The 14,830-nt window shown below is 51.5% G+C and carries 15 protein-coding genes; 5 read left to right on the top strand and 10 right to left on the bottom strand.

Going from position 1 to position 14,830, the window contains the following annotated elements:
• Positions 1-28 precede the first annotated feature (28 nt).
• Genes IEY53_RS06220 through IEY53_RS06205 form a run of 4 tightly spaced genes read right to left on the bottom strand, consistent with a single transcriptional unit; the run spans position 29 to position 4,133 of the window.
• Positions 29-1,027: a Gfo/Idh/MocA family protein gene (locus IEY53_RS06220; RefSeq protein ID WP_189023020.1), complete on the bottom strand. Its 999-nt coding sequence runs from the start codon at positions 1,025-1,027 to the stop codon at positions 29-31.
• A 38-nt stretch (positions 1,028-1,065) separates the two neighbouring features.
• The gene (locus IEY53_RS06215; RefSeq protein WP_189023018.1) at positions 1,066-2,154 is read right to left on the bottom strand and encodes a Gfo/Idh/MocA family protein; all 1,089 of its coding nucleotides are present in this window, start codon (positions 2,152-2,154) and stop codon (positions 1,066-1,068) included.
• The gene (locus tag IEY53_RS06210) at positions 2,151-2,933 is read right to left on the bottom strand and encodes a sugar phosphate isomerase/epimerase family protein (protein ID WP_229696013.1); all 783 of its coding nucleotides are present in this window, start codon (positions 2,931-2,933) and stop codon (positions 2,151-2,153) included. Before IEY53_RS06210 ends, IEY53_RS06215 begins: the two co-directional genes overlap by 4 nt.
• A gap of 33 nt (positions 2,934-2,966) precedes the next feature.
• Complete coding sequence (locus IEY53_RS06205) at positions 2,967-4,133, bottom strand: Gfo/Idh/MocA family protein (protein WP_268240756.1); 1,167 nt, start codon at positions 4,131-4,133, stop codon at positions 2,967-2,969.
• Between the two features lie 158 nt (positions 4,134-4,291).
• On the opposite strand from IEY53_RS06205, the gene IEY53_RS06200 reads away from it, so the two are divergent.
• Positions 4,292-5,119 carry an AraC family transcriptional regulator gene (locus IEY53_RS06200; protein ID WP_189023016.1) on the top strand — a complete coding sequence of 276 codons (828 nt, stop codon included), beginning with the start codon at positions 4,292-4,294 and terminating at the stop codon, positions 5,117-5,119.
• Positions 5,120-5,180: 61 nt separating this feature from the next.
• Here the strand turns inward: IEY53_RS06200 and IEY53_RS35855 are convergent, their stop codons facing one another.
• Positions 5,181-6,314 (bottom strand): collagen-like domain-containing protein, encoded by a 1,134-nt coding sequence (locus IEY53_RS35855; RefSeq protein ID WP_189023014.1) that lies wholly within the window; start codon positions 6,312-6,314, stop codon positions 5,181-5,183.
• Between the two features lie 266 nt (positions 6,315-6,580).
• Here IEY53_RS35855 and IEY53_RS06190 point away from each other — a divergent pair, with 266 nt between their 5' ends.
• The 4 genes from IEY53_RS06190 to IEY53_RS06175 all read left to right on the top strand — a co-directional run bounded on the left by IEY53_RS06190 (position 6,581) and on the right by IEY53_RS06175 (position 9,420).
• Positions 6,581-7,567: a YheC/YheD family endospore coat-associated protein gene (locus IEY53_RS06190; RefSeq protein WP_229696012.1), complete on the top strand. Its 987-nt coding sequence runs from the start codon at positions 6,581-6,583 to the stop codon at positions 7,565-7,567.
• Between the two features lie 81 nt (positions 7,568-7,648).
• Positions 7,649-8,326: a GntR family transcriptional regulator gene (locus IEY53_RS06185; RefSeq protein ID WP_189023010.1), complete on the top strand. Its 678-nt coding sequence runs from the start codon at positions 7,649-7,651 to the stop codon at positions 8,324-8,326.
• 10 nt (positions 8,327-8,336) lie between these two features.
• Entirely contained in the window at positions 8,337-8,573 is a 237-nt protein-coding gene (locus IEY53_RS06180; RefSeq protein WP_189023191.1) for a hypothetical protein, read from the top strand.
• Positions 8,566-9,420: an SDR family oxidoreductase gene (locus IEY53_RS06175; protein WP_189023008.1), complete on the top strand. Its 855-nt coding sequence runs from the start codon at positions 8,566-8,568 to the stop codon at positions 9,418-9,420. The genes IEY53_RS06180 and IEY53_RS06175 overlap by 8 nt, the downstream gene beginning before the upstream one ends.
• 125 nt (positions 9,421-9,545) lie before the next feature.
• On the opposite strand, the gene IEY53_RS06170 is transcribed toward IEY53_RS06175, so the two are convergent.
• The 5 genes from IEY53_RS06170 to IEY53_RS06150 all read right to left on the bottom strand — a co-directional run bounded on the left by IEY53_RS06170 (position 9,546) and on the right by IEY53_RS06150 (position 14,826).
• Complete coding sequence (locus IEY53_RS06170) at positions 9,546-10,439, bottom strand: hypothetical protein (RefSeq protein WP_189023006.1); 894 nt, start codon at positions 10,437-10,439, stop codon at positions 9,546-9,548.
• 474 nt (positions 10,440-10,913) lie between these two features.
• Positions 10,914-11,591, bottom strand: coding sequence for an ABC transporter ATP-binding protein (locus tag IEY53_RS06165; RefSeq protein WP_189023004.1), 678 nt, complete (start codon positions 11,589-11,591; stop codon positions 10,914-10,916).
• A complete protein-coding gene (locus IEY53_RS06160; RefSeq protein ID WP_189023002.1) occupies positions 11,588-12,706 on the bottom strand; it encodes an ABC transporter permease in 1,119 nt (372 codons plus the stop codon). Before IEY53_RS06160 ends, IEY53_RS06165 begins: the two co-directional genes overlap by 4 nt.
• A gap of 69 nt (positions 12,707-12,775) precedes the next feature.
• Complete coding sequence (locus IEY53_RS06155) at positions 12,776-14,152, bottom strand: sensor histidine kinase (RefSeq protein WP_189023000.1); 1,377 nt, start codon at positions 14,150-14,152, stop codon at positions 12,776-12,778.
• Entirely contained in the window at positions 14,149-14,826 is a 678-nt protein-coding gene (locus IEY53_RS06150; RefSeq protein WP_189022998.1) for a response regulator transcription factor, read from the bottom strand. The genes IEY53_RS06155 and IEY53_RS06150 overlap by 4 nt, the downstream gene beginning before the upstream one ends.
• Positions 14,827-14,830 lie beyond the last annotated feature (4 nt).

Here is a 14,830-nt window from a genome sequence, read left to right as displayed (position 1 = left end):
AACACGGATTGGGGCAGAGGGGTCAAGTCTAATTAGTCATCGAAGAACTGTAAATGCCCGCAATCAACTCCAGCGACTTGATGCCTTCGGCACCATTCAGCCAGAATTCACGGCCTGACGCGAGATGGTCGTAGAAATCCTGAATCAGACGGTTATGTCCGGTTCCCCAATAAGATTTCCCTTCGGTTACTGCGAAGCTGGGTTCGCATAACAGTGTTTCCTTTCCCTCTTGCCATAGATATAGGTGATCTCTGCGTAAATGAAGGGACCCTTGTTCAAATACCAGCTCCAGCTCAACCGGAGAGTTGACGCGATACGCGTTCGTTCCGTAGAACAAGGCGGTGGCCTTATTCCTGAAGATAATGTAGGCATGGGCCGTATCTTCCACTTCAATGATTCCATCCAGCGCATCTGTGGTTACAGAACCCCGGACCGAGGCGATTTCCCCGCCGAACCATTGCAGCAGATCGAGCGTATGGATGGTCTGGTTCATCAGCACGCCGCCGCCTTCGGTTTCAGTACGGCCCCGCCATGGACTACCTGTGTAATACTCTTTGCTCCTGTGCCAAGTAACAATGCCTTTCATACACACCAGCTGGCCCAATTGTCCGGATTCTATGATCTTTTTGATGCTAAGCGAAGCCTCGTTATAACGGTTCTGGAATACGATGCCGAGCTGTGCATTACTGCGCTTCTCCGCTTCAAGCATACGCTGCGCCGCAGCCAGGTTGACGGCCATCGGTTTCTCGGTGAGCACATGTTTGCCCGCAGCCAGGAATTCAATGGCCATTTCTGCATGCAAGTGATGGGGAGTGCATAAATGCACAACGTCTATATCCGGATTGCTCAGCAGCTCGCGGTAATCACTTACAGCCAGGCAACCGAATTCGTGTCCTGCCTGCTCTGCTAAGGAAACCTCCCGGTCTACAGCCGCTAGCAGTGTCACTCCCTTTGTGGCCTGAATCGCCTTGGCATGCAAGGGGAATATGGCTCCGCAGCCGATAATGGCTGCTCCAAGTTCTTTCATCTATAGCACCATCCGATCTTCATTATGTCGGCGCGTTGTTATCTTAAGGTCTCGGGTGTCAGATTGACAGCCTGAGCCTGAGCGATAAGACATAATTCTGCCGCTTTGAAGGCATGGGCTTGCGTCATGGCATGCTCCGTCCGATGCAGGCAGTCCAGGATCAGCTCCCCGAAGAAAGGAAAACCGATCTTCCCCCTTACCTGCTCATAATGCTCCCCTTGCGAATCCACCCAATACACATGATCCCCCGTATTTGAACGGGCAATGTCACTGTATTTTCGCAGCTCGATATAACCTTTGGTCCCCATGATGATGGTACGGCCATCCCCCCAGGTTCCCAGACCGTCCGGCGTAAACCAGTCTACACGAAAATATTGCGTAGCCCCGTTGTCTCCCACCAGGGTTGCATCTCCAAAGTCCTCCAGTTCCGGGTAGGCACTGTTATTATAGTTGGCGACTTTGCTGTGAAGTACCGTAGCCTCCCGGCAGCCGCTATAAAAGAGAAACTGCTCTATCTGATGGCTCCCGATATCGCACAAAATTCCGCCATATTTCTCGCGCTGGAAGAACCAGTCCGGACGGCTGGGGGCATTTAAGCGGTGCGGCCCCATCCCGATGACCTGGAGAACGCGGCCAATCGCACCTTGCCGGATCAGCTCTCCTGCATATACAGCACTCTCTACATGAAGCCGCTCGCTGTAATACACCATATATTTCTGCTTGGTGGACTCGGCCTGAATGCGGGCAGCTCCCAGCTGTTCCAGCGATGTAAAAGGAGCTTTGTCCGTAAAATAATCTTTGCCGGCCCCCATAACCTTCACACCCAGCGGACCACGTTCGGAAGGAACAGCGGCAGCGGCCACGAGATGCACCTCGGGGTCCTCCAGGATTTCAGCGGCAGAGCGGGCGGGCAGAGCGCCCGGATAACGTTCCAGGAATGCCTTTACTTTGGCGGGATCAGGATCATATACCCACTTCAACTGTGCTCCCGCTTCGACCAGCCCATTGCACATACCATAAATATGACCGTGATCCAGGGCCATGGCGGCGATAACAAATTCGCCGGGTTTTACAACAGGTTTGCTTTCATGGGAAGGGGCATACATCATTCCGTCTTTCCTGCTCACAAGGAATCCTCCTTTGCATAAGGCAGCAGGTAATCCAGGCTGATCTTCACACTTTCAAACGGGTCGCGGCGGCAGACATCCTGCTCAACCACATACCACTCTACTCCCGTATCGCGGCAGGCCTCAATAATTGCTGGATAGTCCATGTTTCCCTCGCCGATCTCGGCAAATACCTGCTTTCCATCGGCAATAACCATATCCTTGAGGTGAACTACCTTCATCCTGCCGCCCACCTTGTGTATCCATTCCACCGGACTTCCGCCCCCGGCCTGTACCCAATACAAGTCCAGTTCAAAGCCGACGTCTTCAGGTAACGTCTCCTTTACCATCAGCTCCAGCGCCGTAGTCCCTTCAAAACGTTCAAACTCAAAATCATGATTATGGTAAATGAAATGCAAATCATATTTATCTTTCAGCGTGCGGGCAATGCCGGAAGCGATTCGGGCAAAAGAGCGGTAACCTTCGAGGCTGCTCCGGTATTCAGCAGGGAGTGCGCCGAGGCCAATATATTTGCAGTTCCACAGCAAATGCTCCTTTGCAAGCGCATCCAGATCATTCTGCAGACGATTCCAGGGTACATGGGTCGCACAGATGGTCAGGCCCGATTCGTCGGCGTACTCCTTGACCAGCTTCGGATCTATCGGACCGATTCCCGACACCTGAACGGCTTGATAGCCAATGTCGGCAAGCTTTTGAAATGTGCTTCTGAGGCCCTCGGGGGTCTGGGTATATTCACGAAGAGTATATAATTGAACAGCAATCGTTGAGCGTTTCATCATATCAATCCTCTCTGCATCATTTGTATGGGAAAGTTAGTGGGTTCCCGAAACATCCAGAGTTGCGCCCTGGGTACCATCCTTTTGAAAGTTGGATCTTTGAATCTTCTCCGCGAGCTTCTCATAGAACAAATCCGCATCAATCGGCAGCTCTACCCAGTTGTCGGTCCAGGCGGAGAGATATATGGCATTGGAAAGGGTCAGACCCAGGATCCCCTCTTCACCCGGAGCCAAAAGCGGCGTCCCTTTCAGAATGGCATTCGTGAAATTGCGCAGAATGCCCTTATGCTGGCCTCCATCGCCAGATTCGACCGGAATTTCACATTTCCAGCATTCCGGCGAGCCAAATCCCCCCTTGTATTCAGCGTTAAACTGCGGCTCAGGCGTACGGAGGCGCCAGAAGGTCAGCTTCCCGTCTTCCAGTACAATTTTACCGTTGTCGCCCGTCACTTCGAACCGGTTGGTCCCCGGCGCTTCACCGGTAGTCGTCACGAACAGGCCGGTTGCCCCGTTCTCATATTCCACATAAGCGGTCACATCATCTTCGACTTCAATCTTGCGGTATTTGCCAAATTGGCAAAAGGCTCTAACCCGTGTAGGCATCATTCCTGTGGTCCACTGCCACAAATCCAGCTGATGCGGGTCCTGATTCAGCAGTACTCCGCCGCCTTCACCTGCCCAGGTTGCACGCCAGCCGCCCGAATCATAGTAGCTCTGAGAGCGGTACCAATTGGTAATAATCCAGTTCGTCCGGCGGATCTCCCCGAGCTCCCCCGAACCTATCAAGTCGCGAAGTTTCTGATAAAGCGGATTGGTGCGCTGATTGTACATAATGCCAAAGATCCGGTCCGACTCAGCGGCGGCATCATTCATTTCCTGTACGGCTTTGGTATATACACCCGCCGGCTTCTCCACCAGGACGTGAAGCCCATGCTTAAAAGCTTCAACAGCAAGAGTCGGGTGATCATAATGCGGGGTGGAGATTAAGACGGCATCAATAGCCCCCGATGTGAATAAATCGCCCGTATGACTGAATTTCAGCACATGATCCGGCAAATGCTCCCCGGCCCATTCCAGACTTTCTGGACGCAGGTCACAAACGGCGGCCAGCTCGGCACCCTGGATTTCTTCCAGCAGACTAAGCGCATGCGCCCGGCCCATATTGCCGATTCCTATAATTCCAAAGCGGACTGTTGTCTCCAAACCTAGTCACTTCCCCATATGAGTTTATGTTATGAGAATAACCCTTTTCTGAGGGAAAGAACATGAAGGGAACTAAGTTGTTTTTGTATAAAACTAAGATGTAATTGATAAATAAGATCAGGTATACTATAAATAAAACGTTTGCAAAGGAGTTCAGGATGAATACGCCCAATGCGATTCCCGGCCGCCTGCTTGAGAACCTGACTGTAACCGTTACGCATGCCCATTACCGCAACACTTATTACGGGTGGAACCGGACAGAACAGTCGCCTTCGTTCAATCGGCTATATTTCCTGGACAGCGGTGAAGGCAGCGTAACTCTAAACGGGGTAACCCATTATCCCAAGCCCCATCAGCTTATGATTATGCCTGCCGGGACTACCCAATCAACAGTTACGGTTATGAACAATCCCTATGCGCGGTACTTCTGCCACTTTGATGCCAGAATTGGGGAGTGGCCTTTGTTCCATGCGGCGAATAAGCTCTATATCAGCGATGCGCCAGATCCGGATGAAGTGCGGCGAATTTTTGCCGAGATGATCCGGCTATATCAGAATAACGATTTTCTCTCCACACTGCGCATCCATGCCTCACTTCTTCAACTGCTGGCAATATGTCTGGAATCCGGCGGCTATACCGATTTCATGAACGAGTTCTTCCAGACCAGTGAACAAGGCAAATTGGCTCATGTGCTTAATTATATCGACGAACGTCTGCCCTATCCCATGGAAGTTGAAGAATTGGCCGAGCTTGTCCATTTGCATCCGAATTATTTCATTCCTTATTTCAAAAAATTCACCGGCGTTCCACCCATGCATTATGTACAGCTCAAACGGATGGAATTCGCCAAAAGACTGCTGACCTATTCCGATTCCGGTATCTCGGACATTGCGGAGCAGGTCGGCATGGAACTGGCCCATTTCTCCAAATATTTCAAAAAAAGCACCGGAGTCACCCCCTCCGCCTACCGCAAGAGTACGAAGTAGTGGAGGGGTTCTGCTTGCGCCAAGCTCGCGGGCAGCTGATTAATCCGAGTCGCAGATCACTCTAAGCTAGCTGTGTGATCACCAAATGTGCTGAGACTGGACGTGTTCCTCCAGCCAATGGCGTAATAGTAAGCGCCGTGGAGTTCCCGGCAGGATTTCGCACAGTAAGAATCGAATTGATTACACTTGTTTGTACAATGGCCATCTCTACGATTTGAGATGTGCCTGTAGCCCGCCCAACGACCGTGTAAGCCAGATCTGCACCGTTAAGTGTTAGAATCAACTGCCCAGCTTCGGTTACGCTGACTTGAAACAAGATTTGATAAGTGCCTATGGCTGCCAAATTAAAGGAACTGGCACTAATTCTGAAGATGGATGTTCCGCTGGTAGGCCCATCTTGCGGGAAACTTACGTCTGTGCCGACTCCCACAGTTGCTGCATTGTCAGGCGGCATCAGTGCAAAGAAATCCGCGAAGCCTAACACACCTCCAGTAGCACCGGTTGCACCTGTAGCTCCAACTGCTCCTGCCGGTCCCACTTCGCCGGTAGCTCCCGTCGGTCCAACTGCGCCTGCCGCACCTGCTGGTCCTGCTGGTCCTGCCGGTCCTACTGCACCTGCTGGTCCTGCTGGTCCAACCGCGCCTGCCGGTCCTACTGGTCCTGCTGGTCCGACCGCCCCTGCCGGTCCTATTGGTCCTGCTGGACCAACCGCACCAGCTGGTCCAGTTGGTCCAGTCGCGCCGGTTGCACCGCCCTCAGGACCCTGCGGCCCGGTATTTCCCGTTGCTCCCGTGATGCCTGGAGCGCCTGTTAGACCCGTTGCTCCGGTGATTCCAGGTGCACCTGTTAGACCCGTCGCTCCGGTTAGCCCTACCGGTCCCGTTAAGCCGCCAGGCGGACCCGTTACCCCTGTTGCACCCACCGCACCTGTCGCACCGGTCGCTCCTGCCGGGCCTGGAGCTCCCGGTGCTCCTGCTATACCGGCTGGACCAGCAGGGCCCATCAACCCTTCCGATCCCCGGGGTCCCCGTTCTCCCGCTGGTCCAGCAGGACCGGTCGCCCCAGCCGGCCCCGGAATACCTTGCAGTCCTTGCAGTCCTTGCAGTCCTTGTGGTCCTTGTTGTCCTCGCGGTCCTTGTGGTCCTTCCGGTCCTTCCGGTCCAGGAGGGCCAGGTGGACACTTACATTTCCCCAATTGGCTCAACTCCTTCTAGTCAAATGCCATACATTATATTAAAAGCTGCTGGCGATACACACGGCAAAAGCCCATTCCGGTCTAAAAATAGGCTAATCAAGTCCTGCATTCGCTCAATCATTATTGAGTTATGTTATTGTCCCATGCCGTTATGTCCATGCTGGCATTTAATATTCCAGCATGTTGAAGACGGGGGAGTGGTAACGTTGAAAGATCGTCCATTAGTAGGGATTCTTGTAGCCCGGAGGAGCAGCAGAAAAAACATTTTGGCGCTTCATCAACAGCACCGCCATCTGAATCTCAAGCTTTTCGCCTTTACTCCTGAAGATATCATGTGGAAGGAACGCAGAATTAAAGGACAATATTTAAGTAAGCGGGCTTTTAAAGAACGCCGCTTTCCGCTCCCGGATGTAGTGTATAACCGTGCATTTAATAAGAAATCAACTACAGTTAGACGTCTTGGGGCGCTAATTGGGGAGAAAAAGTGCTTCAACAGCATTAACTTTTTTAACAAGTGGGAGCTCCATAACAGTCTGCTTCAGACAGAACTCCTATACCTTATACCTGAGACATTTAGTTACAATACCTTAGATCTGGACCAACTTTTGAAGGAACACCAACTGCTCTATATTAAGCCGACTTACGGGGTGAGAGGAAATTCCGTCTACCGTATTGAACGCAAGGAGCAGGGGGACACTCATATTTCTTTGCACACCCTTGCTCCGCTGGCCATTTGCCGGAAATATGAGGGTCTCCGGGAGAAGCTTACAGCCATTCTGAAACCAGGGGATTATATAGTTCAGCAAGGTATCCGCACGCTGCAGCTGAATCAATGCTATTTTGACATCCGTGTGCTGGTACAAAAGGATATTTCAGGCAGTTGGACTATTTCAGCGATCACCTCAAGGGTGGCCTATGAGCAATATTTCAATACTAGTATGTGTGAAAGTGTCCATGACTCGATCGAACTTTTCGAACGGCTGTTAACACCCAAAAAACTGAGTAAGACCCTGCAGACCTTGCATAAGGCAAGCCTCATGGCGGCCCAAGTTGCAGATTCACATATGGGCTCCTTGGGTGAACTCAGTGTAGATTTTGTACTCGACGAACAGCTGAGACTCTGGATTATAGAATTAAACGGTAAACCGCAAAAAGATATCTACTACGATATCGAAACGTTTATTAACCGGGAAATTATCCATACCCGTCCCTTGGAATATGCTTATTATTTGGCCCAAATGGAAAAAAAGTAAATTCTCACTACCATACTACCATACAAGTGTAGTAGGATTAATTTACAGAAAGAATTTATTCAACCAACAGGAGGTTAACTATTGGATTTGAGCCAGACCTTACAGTCCGTCTCCACCCGCGATGCCGTCTACCGAGTACTGAAGAGTCAGATTCTTCAATTGGAGCTTCCACCCGGCACAGGGATCTCGGAGAAAGAAATCTCGATTAAATTTAATGTGAGCCGCACTCCTGTCCGTGAGAGTTTTGTCCGCCTGGCCCAGGAAGGCTTGCTGGAAGTATATCCGCAGCGCGGTACAGTGGTCTCCTTGATCGACTCCGTACTGGTGGAAGAAGCCCGTTTCATGCGTGAGCATCTGGAACGGGCTGTCATTCGGCTCGCGTGTGCGGCATTTCCCGCCAACAGCTTATCTTCTATGAAGCGGAACCTGGCGATGCAAAGGGTCTGTATCGAGGAGCAGGATTACAAATCTATGTTTCAGCTCGATGAGGAGTTTCACCACATGATCTTTGAAGGCTGCTCCAAAAAGAACACGTGGGACGTAGTGCAGCAGATTAAAGTTCATCTCAACCGGAGTCGTATGCTTAGGCTAGCCGCAGACTATGACTGGGAATACTTGTATCAGCAGCATCTGCTTCTTTATGAAGCTATAGAACAGCAGGATGTGCAGCATGGCGACAGCCTGATGCGAGAACATATGGAGTTAACGATTGCCGATCAGACGATGCTCAAACAGAAATACCCCCACTATTACAAATAAGAAGAGGTGAATGAAGATACGTATGGGATTGCGCTGTTTTGGAGAAGACAATGATCCCGCCATCCTGGCACAAATCGTGCAAATTCCCGGTGTGGAGGATAATGTAAGGTCCCAGGTTATTGAGAACGTTAACAATCATGAGACCTCGCATCGTACCGAAGACGACTCAGTCGATTTTCCCGGAATTGTTAAGGCTTATCATAAAGGCTGGAATGCAGCTGTTGAAGGAGGCGTTACCCATGGCTGAGCTTGCATTACAACCCGCGCTGGCGGGCAAGGTGGCTGTTGTTACCGGAGGTGCCGGCATTTTATGCCGGGCAATGGCCGTGGAACTCGGGCGTCAGGGAGCAAAGGTTGTCATCTTGAACCGCACTTTGGACAAGGGGCAGGAGGTTGCAGCTGAAATAAAGGCAGCCGGAGGCCAAGCGCTAGCCCTTGCCTGTGATGTGACAGACAAGGACAGCGTGACCCGGGCTGCCGAGGAAGTCAGCGGACATTTTGGCGCCTGCGATTTGTTAATTAACGGAGCGGGCGGGAATAATCCGTCTGCCAATACAACAAACGAAATTTTCAGCGAGGCTGACCTGGAGAATCCGGAGGTCCAATCTTTTTTTGATCTGAGCATTCCCGGATTCCGCCAGGTAATGGATCTGAATATGATCGGTACGCTGATTCCTACGCAGATCTTTGCCAGACAGATGCTGGGCCGTCCGGGAACCGGAGTCATCAACATCTCTTCCATGAGCGCAGTGTCGCCAATGACCAAGGTGCCGGCCTACAGCGCAGCCAAAGCTGGAATCAACAACTTCACGCAGTGGCTGGCTGTGCACCTTGCAGAATCGGGGATTCGCGTTAATGCGATTGCCCCTGGGTTTTTCCTGACGAAGCAGAATGAGAAGCTGTTAATGCATGAGGATGGACAACTAACTGAACGATCGCACAAAATCATCACCCATACACCAATGCGGCGCTTCGGCAAACCGGAGGATCTCTTGGGCACTCTGCTGTGGCTGGCCGATGAGCAAATGTCAGGTTTTGTCACGGGGATTACAGTGCCAGTAGATGGTGGCTTTATGGCCTATTCGGGCGTTTAGCCGGCGTTCACGGAGAGTGTAACCCCAAAACAAAGGGGAGGTCTCAAAAGCCAAAAAATGGCTGATTGGGACCTCCCCTTTCGTCTGTTCAGTGTTTTTTGAAGACTATTCCTGTGTGGAAATGCCTACTTCATCAACCTCTGCTTGATCAAGCTAGCCAGCTCCTCCAGATCGTCCCATGCCAGCGGACGAATCTGATCAGGCTGAACGGACAGCTTGCAGCTGCTGCTGACGTGCTCCGTCCAGATAACCGGAATCTGTTGGCCGAGCGCATATCCCGCAGCAAATAAAACGCCCGGTGCTGAACCGGTCAGATCGGCGATAATCAGCTTGTTTCCGGAGAGCTGCTCCAAAGTATACCTGTCACCGGCTTCAAGGCCGCTATGGTTGTACAAGCGGAGCTGATAGCCGCACTGTTCCAATTGGGGGACAACGATATCAGCCCACTCCCTGTAGGTGGCTTCATCCGCTGCGATCAGCAGACAGCCGGGCTTCAGCTTGCGGCCCCCGGCATGGGCCGATGCTTCGCCCCACCCTTTTGGCGTCAGCTTAAAAGACATGCCCTCTCTAATAATCAGGCCTTCATTCCCCAGCTTATCTATAATATACACAAGCTCCTGCAGGTTCGGAGAATAAGTCAGGTTATAGCTGTGCGCAAGGGGCTGAATCACCACGGGTTCTTCCGGCCCATCGGAATGTCTATATAGATAAGCCAGGAAACGTCCCCCTTTATCCTCCAGAGTTACCGGAATTTCCGGAGAAACAGCCAGCCGCTCAACCTCCGGCAAGGATAATATAACCGGGTTACCACGGTCGGTCTGTTCCCGGATATAAGCGGATATTATGGGAAAGACTTCGCGTTTGATGTGATGAGACAAGGCGTTGATGGGCTCATAGCTGTCAGCCGCAAGGCTGTAGAACCCGCCCGGGGAGCAATAACATCCTATATATTTGTCAGAAGCTGCTCCAGGCTCAATGGGGACGATCGCATCACAGAATAAACAGTGTTTTTTGACCATAATTTCAATTCACCTCTGTAATTTATCAGTTTTGGCCCGCAGATTCTTAATACCATAACAAGTTTTCCCCAAAAAGTAGACACACAATGATTTCCAGCAGTACGAAAATGTGATGCCAAGGGTTCGCGGAAAGCTGGGTAGTGTTTCATCCAAAGGCCTGAGCAAGACTTATCCAAAGGCATTTTTGCCTTCCGTTCGGCCTAATAGGCATCAGTAAGCCGGAAAGTGTATTAGATCAACTGAAGAACAACCGGAAATTCCGGCGCTTGCTGCATCGAGGGAAGGAAACAGTGACGCTCGGAGTCTGGCGGCTTTCACTTGTCCATAATTTCCTGAAACAAGCCGCAATGAACCCAAAAAACAAGCAGCAAGTCTCCAATAACCGGAGACTCACTGCTTGTTTACGATTTTTATAAGATTAGCTGTCTACATTTTGCATAAAACGCTTTTGAGACAGCTCCAAAGGTGAAGCCGTTATTTCTCCACCAGCTTGCCATTTTCCAGATGCAGCACGCGGTCGCACCATTCCAGCATCCGTTCGTCATGTGTAACCATCACGGCTGCTTTGCGTTCTTTTTTGACTTCGTCGGCAATCATACGTACCACTTCCCTGCCGCGTCTGTAATCCAGACTTGCGGTCGGTTCATCTGCGAACAGAATCGCCGGGTTGTTCATCCAGGCTCTTGCAATCGCGACGCGCTGCTTCTCCCCACCGGAGAGCTGCTCGGGATATTGGTTTCTTTTCCCGCTGATCTCCAGCCTCTTTAGCAGATCTGCGGCGCGTTGCCGGGCTTCTTTCGCGTTCAGTTTGGCCAGCCGGGCCACGTAGAGCAGCTGTTCTTCAACTTTCAGATATGGCAACAGCTGCGCGCTCTGAAACATAAAGCCGATTTTGTGCAGGCGCAGCTCGGTGAGCTGGGTTTTATCTTTCTGTATAATAGACTCCCCGTCGATGTAAATTTCACCGCTGGTGGGCGTGAGCAGTGCTCCGGCTGCGGACAGGAATGTGCTTTTTCCCGATCCGGATGGACCCAGTACTGCGACAAACTCCCCCTCCTGCACCTCAAAATCCAGGTTGTTCAGCACTGACAGGGTGGAATCCCCGTCCCCGTAGGTCTGGGTCACTTGCTTCATCATCAGCTTCGTACTCATGCGTAAGCCCTCCCTATCGCTTCGAGCGCATCAATTTTGGCCACTCTGCCCACCGAGATCAAGGAGCCAACCAGCGAGGTTCCGATGAATAAACAACCGGTGAGTATCAGTGTGGAAGGCTCCAGCTGAAACGGCATCGAGTCCGGGAGTGCAGCATTCATCGCGAAGGTCAGCAGCAGACTAATCGACAGACTGACTACAGATAGAAGCAGTACCTGACCCACTACACTCCAGGCCAAATAGGACATCCGGGTCCCCATTGCTTTGAGGATACCGAACTGGCTGGTCTTTTGGATCGTGATCACATAAAAGAATACGGCGAGTACAAACGCGGAAATCACAAAAAGGAACACAATCATCATCATCAGCGAGCTCTGTTCAGCGGAATAACCCGGGATACTTGAAACGGCCTCTTTTTGGGTAATAACCTCTACCTGATCCAGAGTTTCGGTGATCGTGTGTGCCTGCTCTGAACTGCCATGAAGAGCAATCACATTATAGGGGACTGACTCTGCTGACGTTTTACCTTGGCCTCCACCTGTCCGCATAGCCTGCCAGTCTGTATTGTTCATATACACAACCGGAGTATGGCTGTACGAGCTGTCTTCGGTATATCCGGCAACGGTCCAAGCCAGGCCAGTGGCCTGGTCATACAGCTTGCTGCCGACGACAATGCCCGATTCGGCAAGCTTCCGGTCGACAATGACATTGCCCCGTTGATCATTCGTAACGGCCTTGCCCTCAGTAATGCGAGGAGCCAGCATTCCTTCCATGTCCACTGCAAAATAAGTGACATCCACTTTTAGCTTGTTCTCCGCAGCGGTAACGGTGCTTGTCTGAACGGCCAGTGACGCGGCATTGGCGTCTCCGGCGACCGACTTCGCAGTCTGAAGGTCTTGGACTGTCATCTGTGAGCGTCTGAACGTGTGGTCGGCATCTTCCTGGACCACAAAATAATTAGCGGGCATATTCTCCACTGCCGAAATATTCGCATAGGCGAGTCCCTTGGCCAGTCCGGTGACGAACAGGACCAGAAATGAGACCAGCAGCATAATGACCATAATCAGCAGGTATCTGGCTTTGGCATGCCGCATCTCCCGTAAAGCTAGAAACATAATACCACTCCTCTTAATCTGTATAAGCCCAGTTTAGAAGGAGAAGATGAACGGAGTATGAATAATGAATTACAAAAGCGGCAGCCGCACTGTAAATGTAGTCCCTTCCCCCGGAATGCTGCTAACCTCAACGCTGCCGCCGTGTGCAGCCACGATTTGGTGGACTATGGCCAGCCCCAATCCGCTGCTGTGCGTGTGCCGTGTGCGGGCACGGTCCACTTTGTAGAACCGGTCAAAGATCATTGGGAGCTCTTCGGGAGGAATACCTTCACCCGTATCCGAGACGGTAACCCTGCATTCACGATCAGCAAGCTCAGCGGAGATCGCAATTGAACCGCCATCCGCGGTATATTTTATCGCATTGGACAGCAGATTCATCCACACCTGATATAACAGATTGGCGTCCCCATGGAGTGAAATATCGGGAACGTTCAGACGGACGGCCAGTTCTTTCTCCGTTAGCCGCCACTCCATAATCTGTAAGACCTGCCGCAGCTGTGCCTTCAGATCAAAAGTGTGCCGCTGCAGCGAATGGGCCTCATAATCCAGCGAAGACAAAGTGAGCAGCTGCTTGCTGAGCATCGACAGACGGCGGCTCTCCCCGTCAATAATAGCCAGATACTCCAGGCGCTGGGCATCGGGCAGCAACGGATCTTTTAACGCGTGGGCAAAACCCTGAATGGACGTCAGCGGAGATTCGATCTCATGCGATACATTGGCGACAAAATCCTGACGTGCCCGGTTTGTCCGTTCCAATTCACGGCTCATCAGCATAAAATGCGAAGCCAACTGGCCGATTTCATCGCGCCGCCAGGTATTCAGCTTGATATCGTATCTTCCTTTGGATATCCGTTTGGTTGCTGCGGTAAGACGCGTAATCGGACGCACGACATGAAAGACGGTAATCATAACAAAACCGAGACTGAAGAGAAGGGTCAACCCGATAATGGCGGCAAAAAAGATCCGCAGCTCACCGAATTGCACTTCGGCATCCGGACGGAGGAACAACGCATATCGGCCGGTCTCCGTCTGCAGCGGAACGCCAATCGAATTCTTCATTTGGTTGTCAAAAAAACCGGTGATGAACATTTTGCCAGGAAATTCGGCAATTCCATGGTAGATCTGCCCGTCAAGCACCAGCTCCACATACTGTTTCTCCAGGTCCTTTTCCCGGAAAGGCTTGCCGTAATAACGCTCGTCACCGGCGGCGTTGGTTAAATAAAGCTTATAGCCCAGCCCGGCGGCAGTTGAAAGGAAATCATCCAGCTGGCCGGGATGGCGTTCGGCAAATTGCTGGATTTGTGTGGCCATACTAGTCAGTTTGGCATCGTTTTTGGGTTTGACCTGGGCTTGATAATAGAGGTTGGAGACCAGAAACCCGAGCAGACTGCTGATGATAATTACGGAGCAAAAGACCAGGCACATTCGTACATATAGTGATTTCATACGCTTCCCAGCTCTACTTTATAACCGATGCCCCGAACAGTACGGATGACAAAGTCCTCCTGATAGTCCTGAAACCGCCCGCGCAGTCGTTTGATATGCACATCCACTGTCCGCTCATCTCCTTCGTAATCCGCTCCCCACACCAGCTCTATCAGCTCGCTGCGCGTGAATAACCGCCCCGGGTATTGCGCCAGCTGTGCCAGCAGCTCGAACTCTTTTACCGGAAGCAGCAAGACCTCATTTTCAACGTTAATCTCGTAATTCTTGCGGTCAATCACCAGGCGGTTCAAACGGATCTTGTCGGCGGAGACTATGGAATACCTGCGGAATAACGCCTTGATCCGGAACAGCAGTTCCTCCGGTTCAAATGGCTTGGTCACATAGTCATCCGTCCCCCGCAAATAACCCTGCTCTTTGTCACTGAGTTGCTGGCGCGCGGTTAGTAAGATAATCGGGATATCGTAGGTTTCGCGGATATATTGGCATAACTCCAATCCATTCACATGCGGCATCATCACATCCACGACCGCCAAATCTACCGTATTCACCTTCAGCATACGTATGGCTTCTTGCCCGTCTTCGGCTTCCACTGCGTGATAGCCCTCCCGGGTTAACACATGCTTTAATAAAGTGCGGATATTGGCGTCATCGTCGGTCACTAGAATCCTCTTCATGTCT

This window comes from Paenibacillus albidus, assembly GCF_014644435.1.
GTDB classification, from domain to species: domain Bacteria; phylum Bacillota; class Bacilli; order Paenibacillales; family Paenibacillaceae; genus Paenibacillus_AQ; species Paenibacillus_AQ albidus.
Note: the sequence above shows the minus strand (reverse complement) of the source record. Positions and strands in the feature narration are given on the sequence as shown.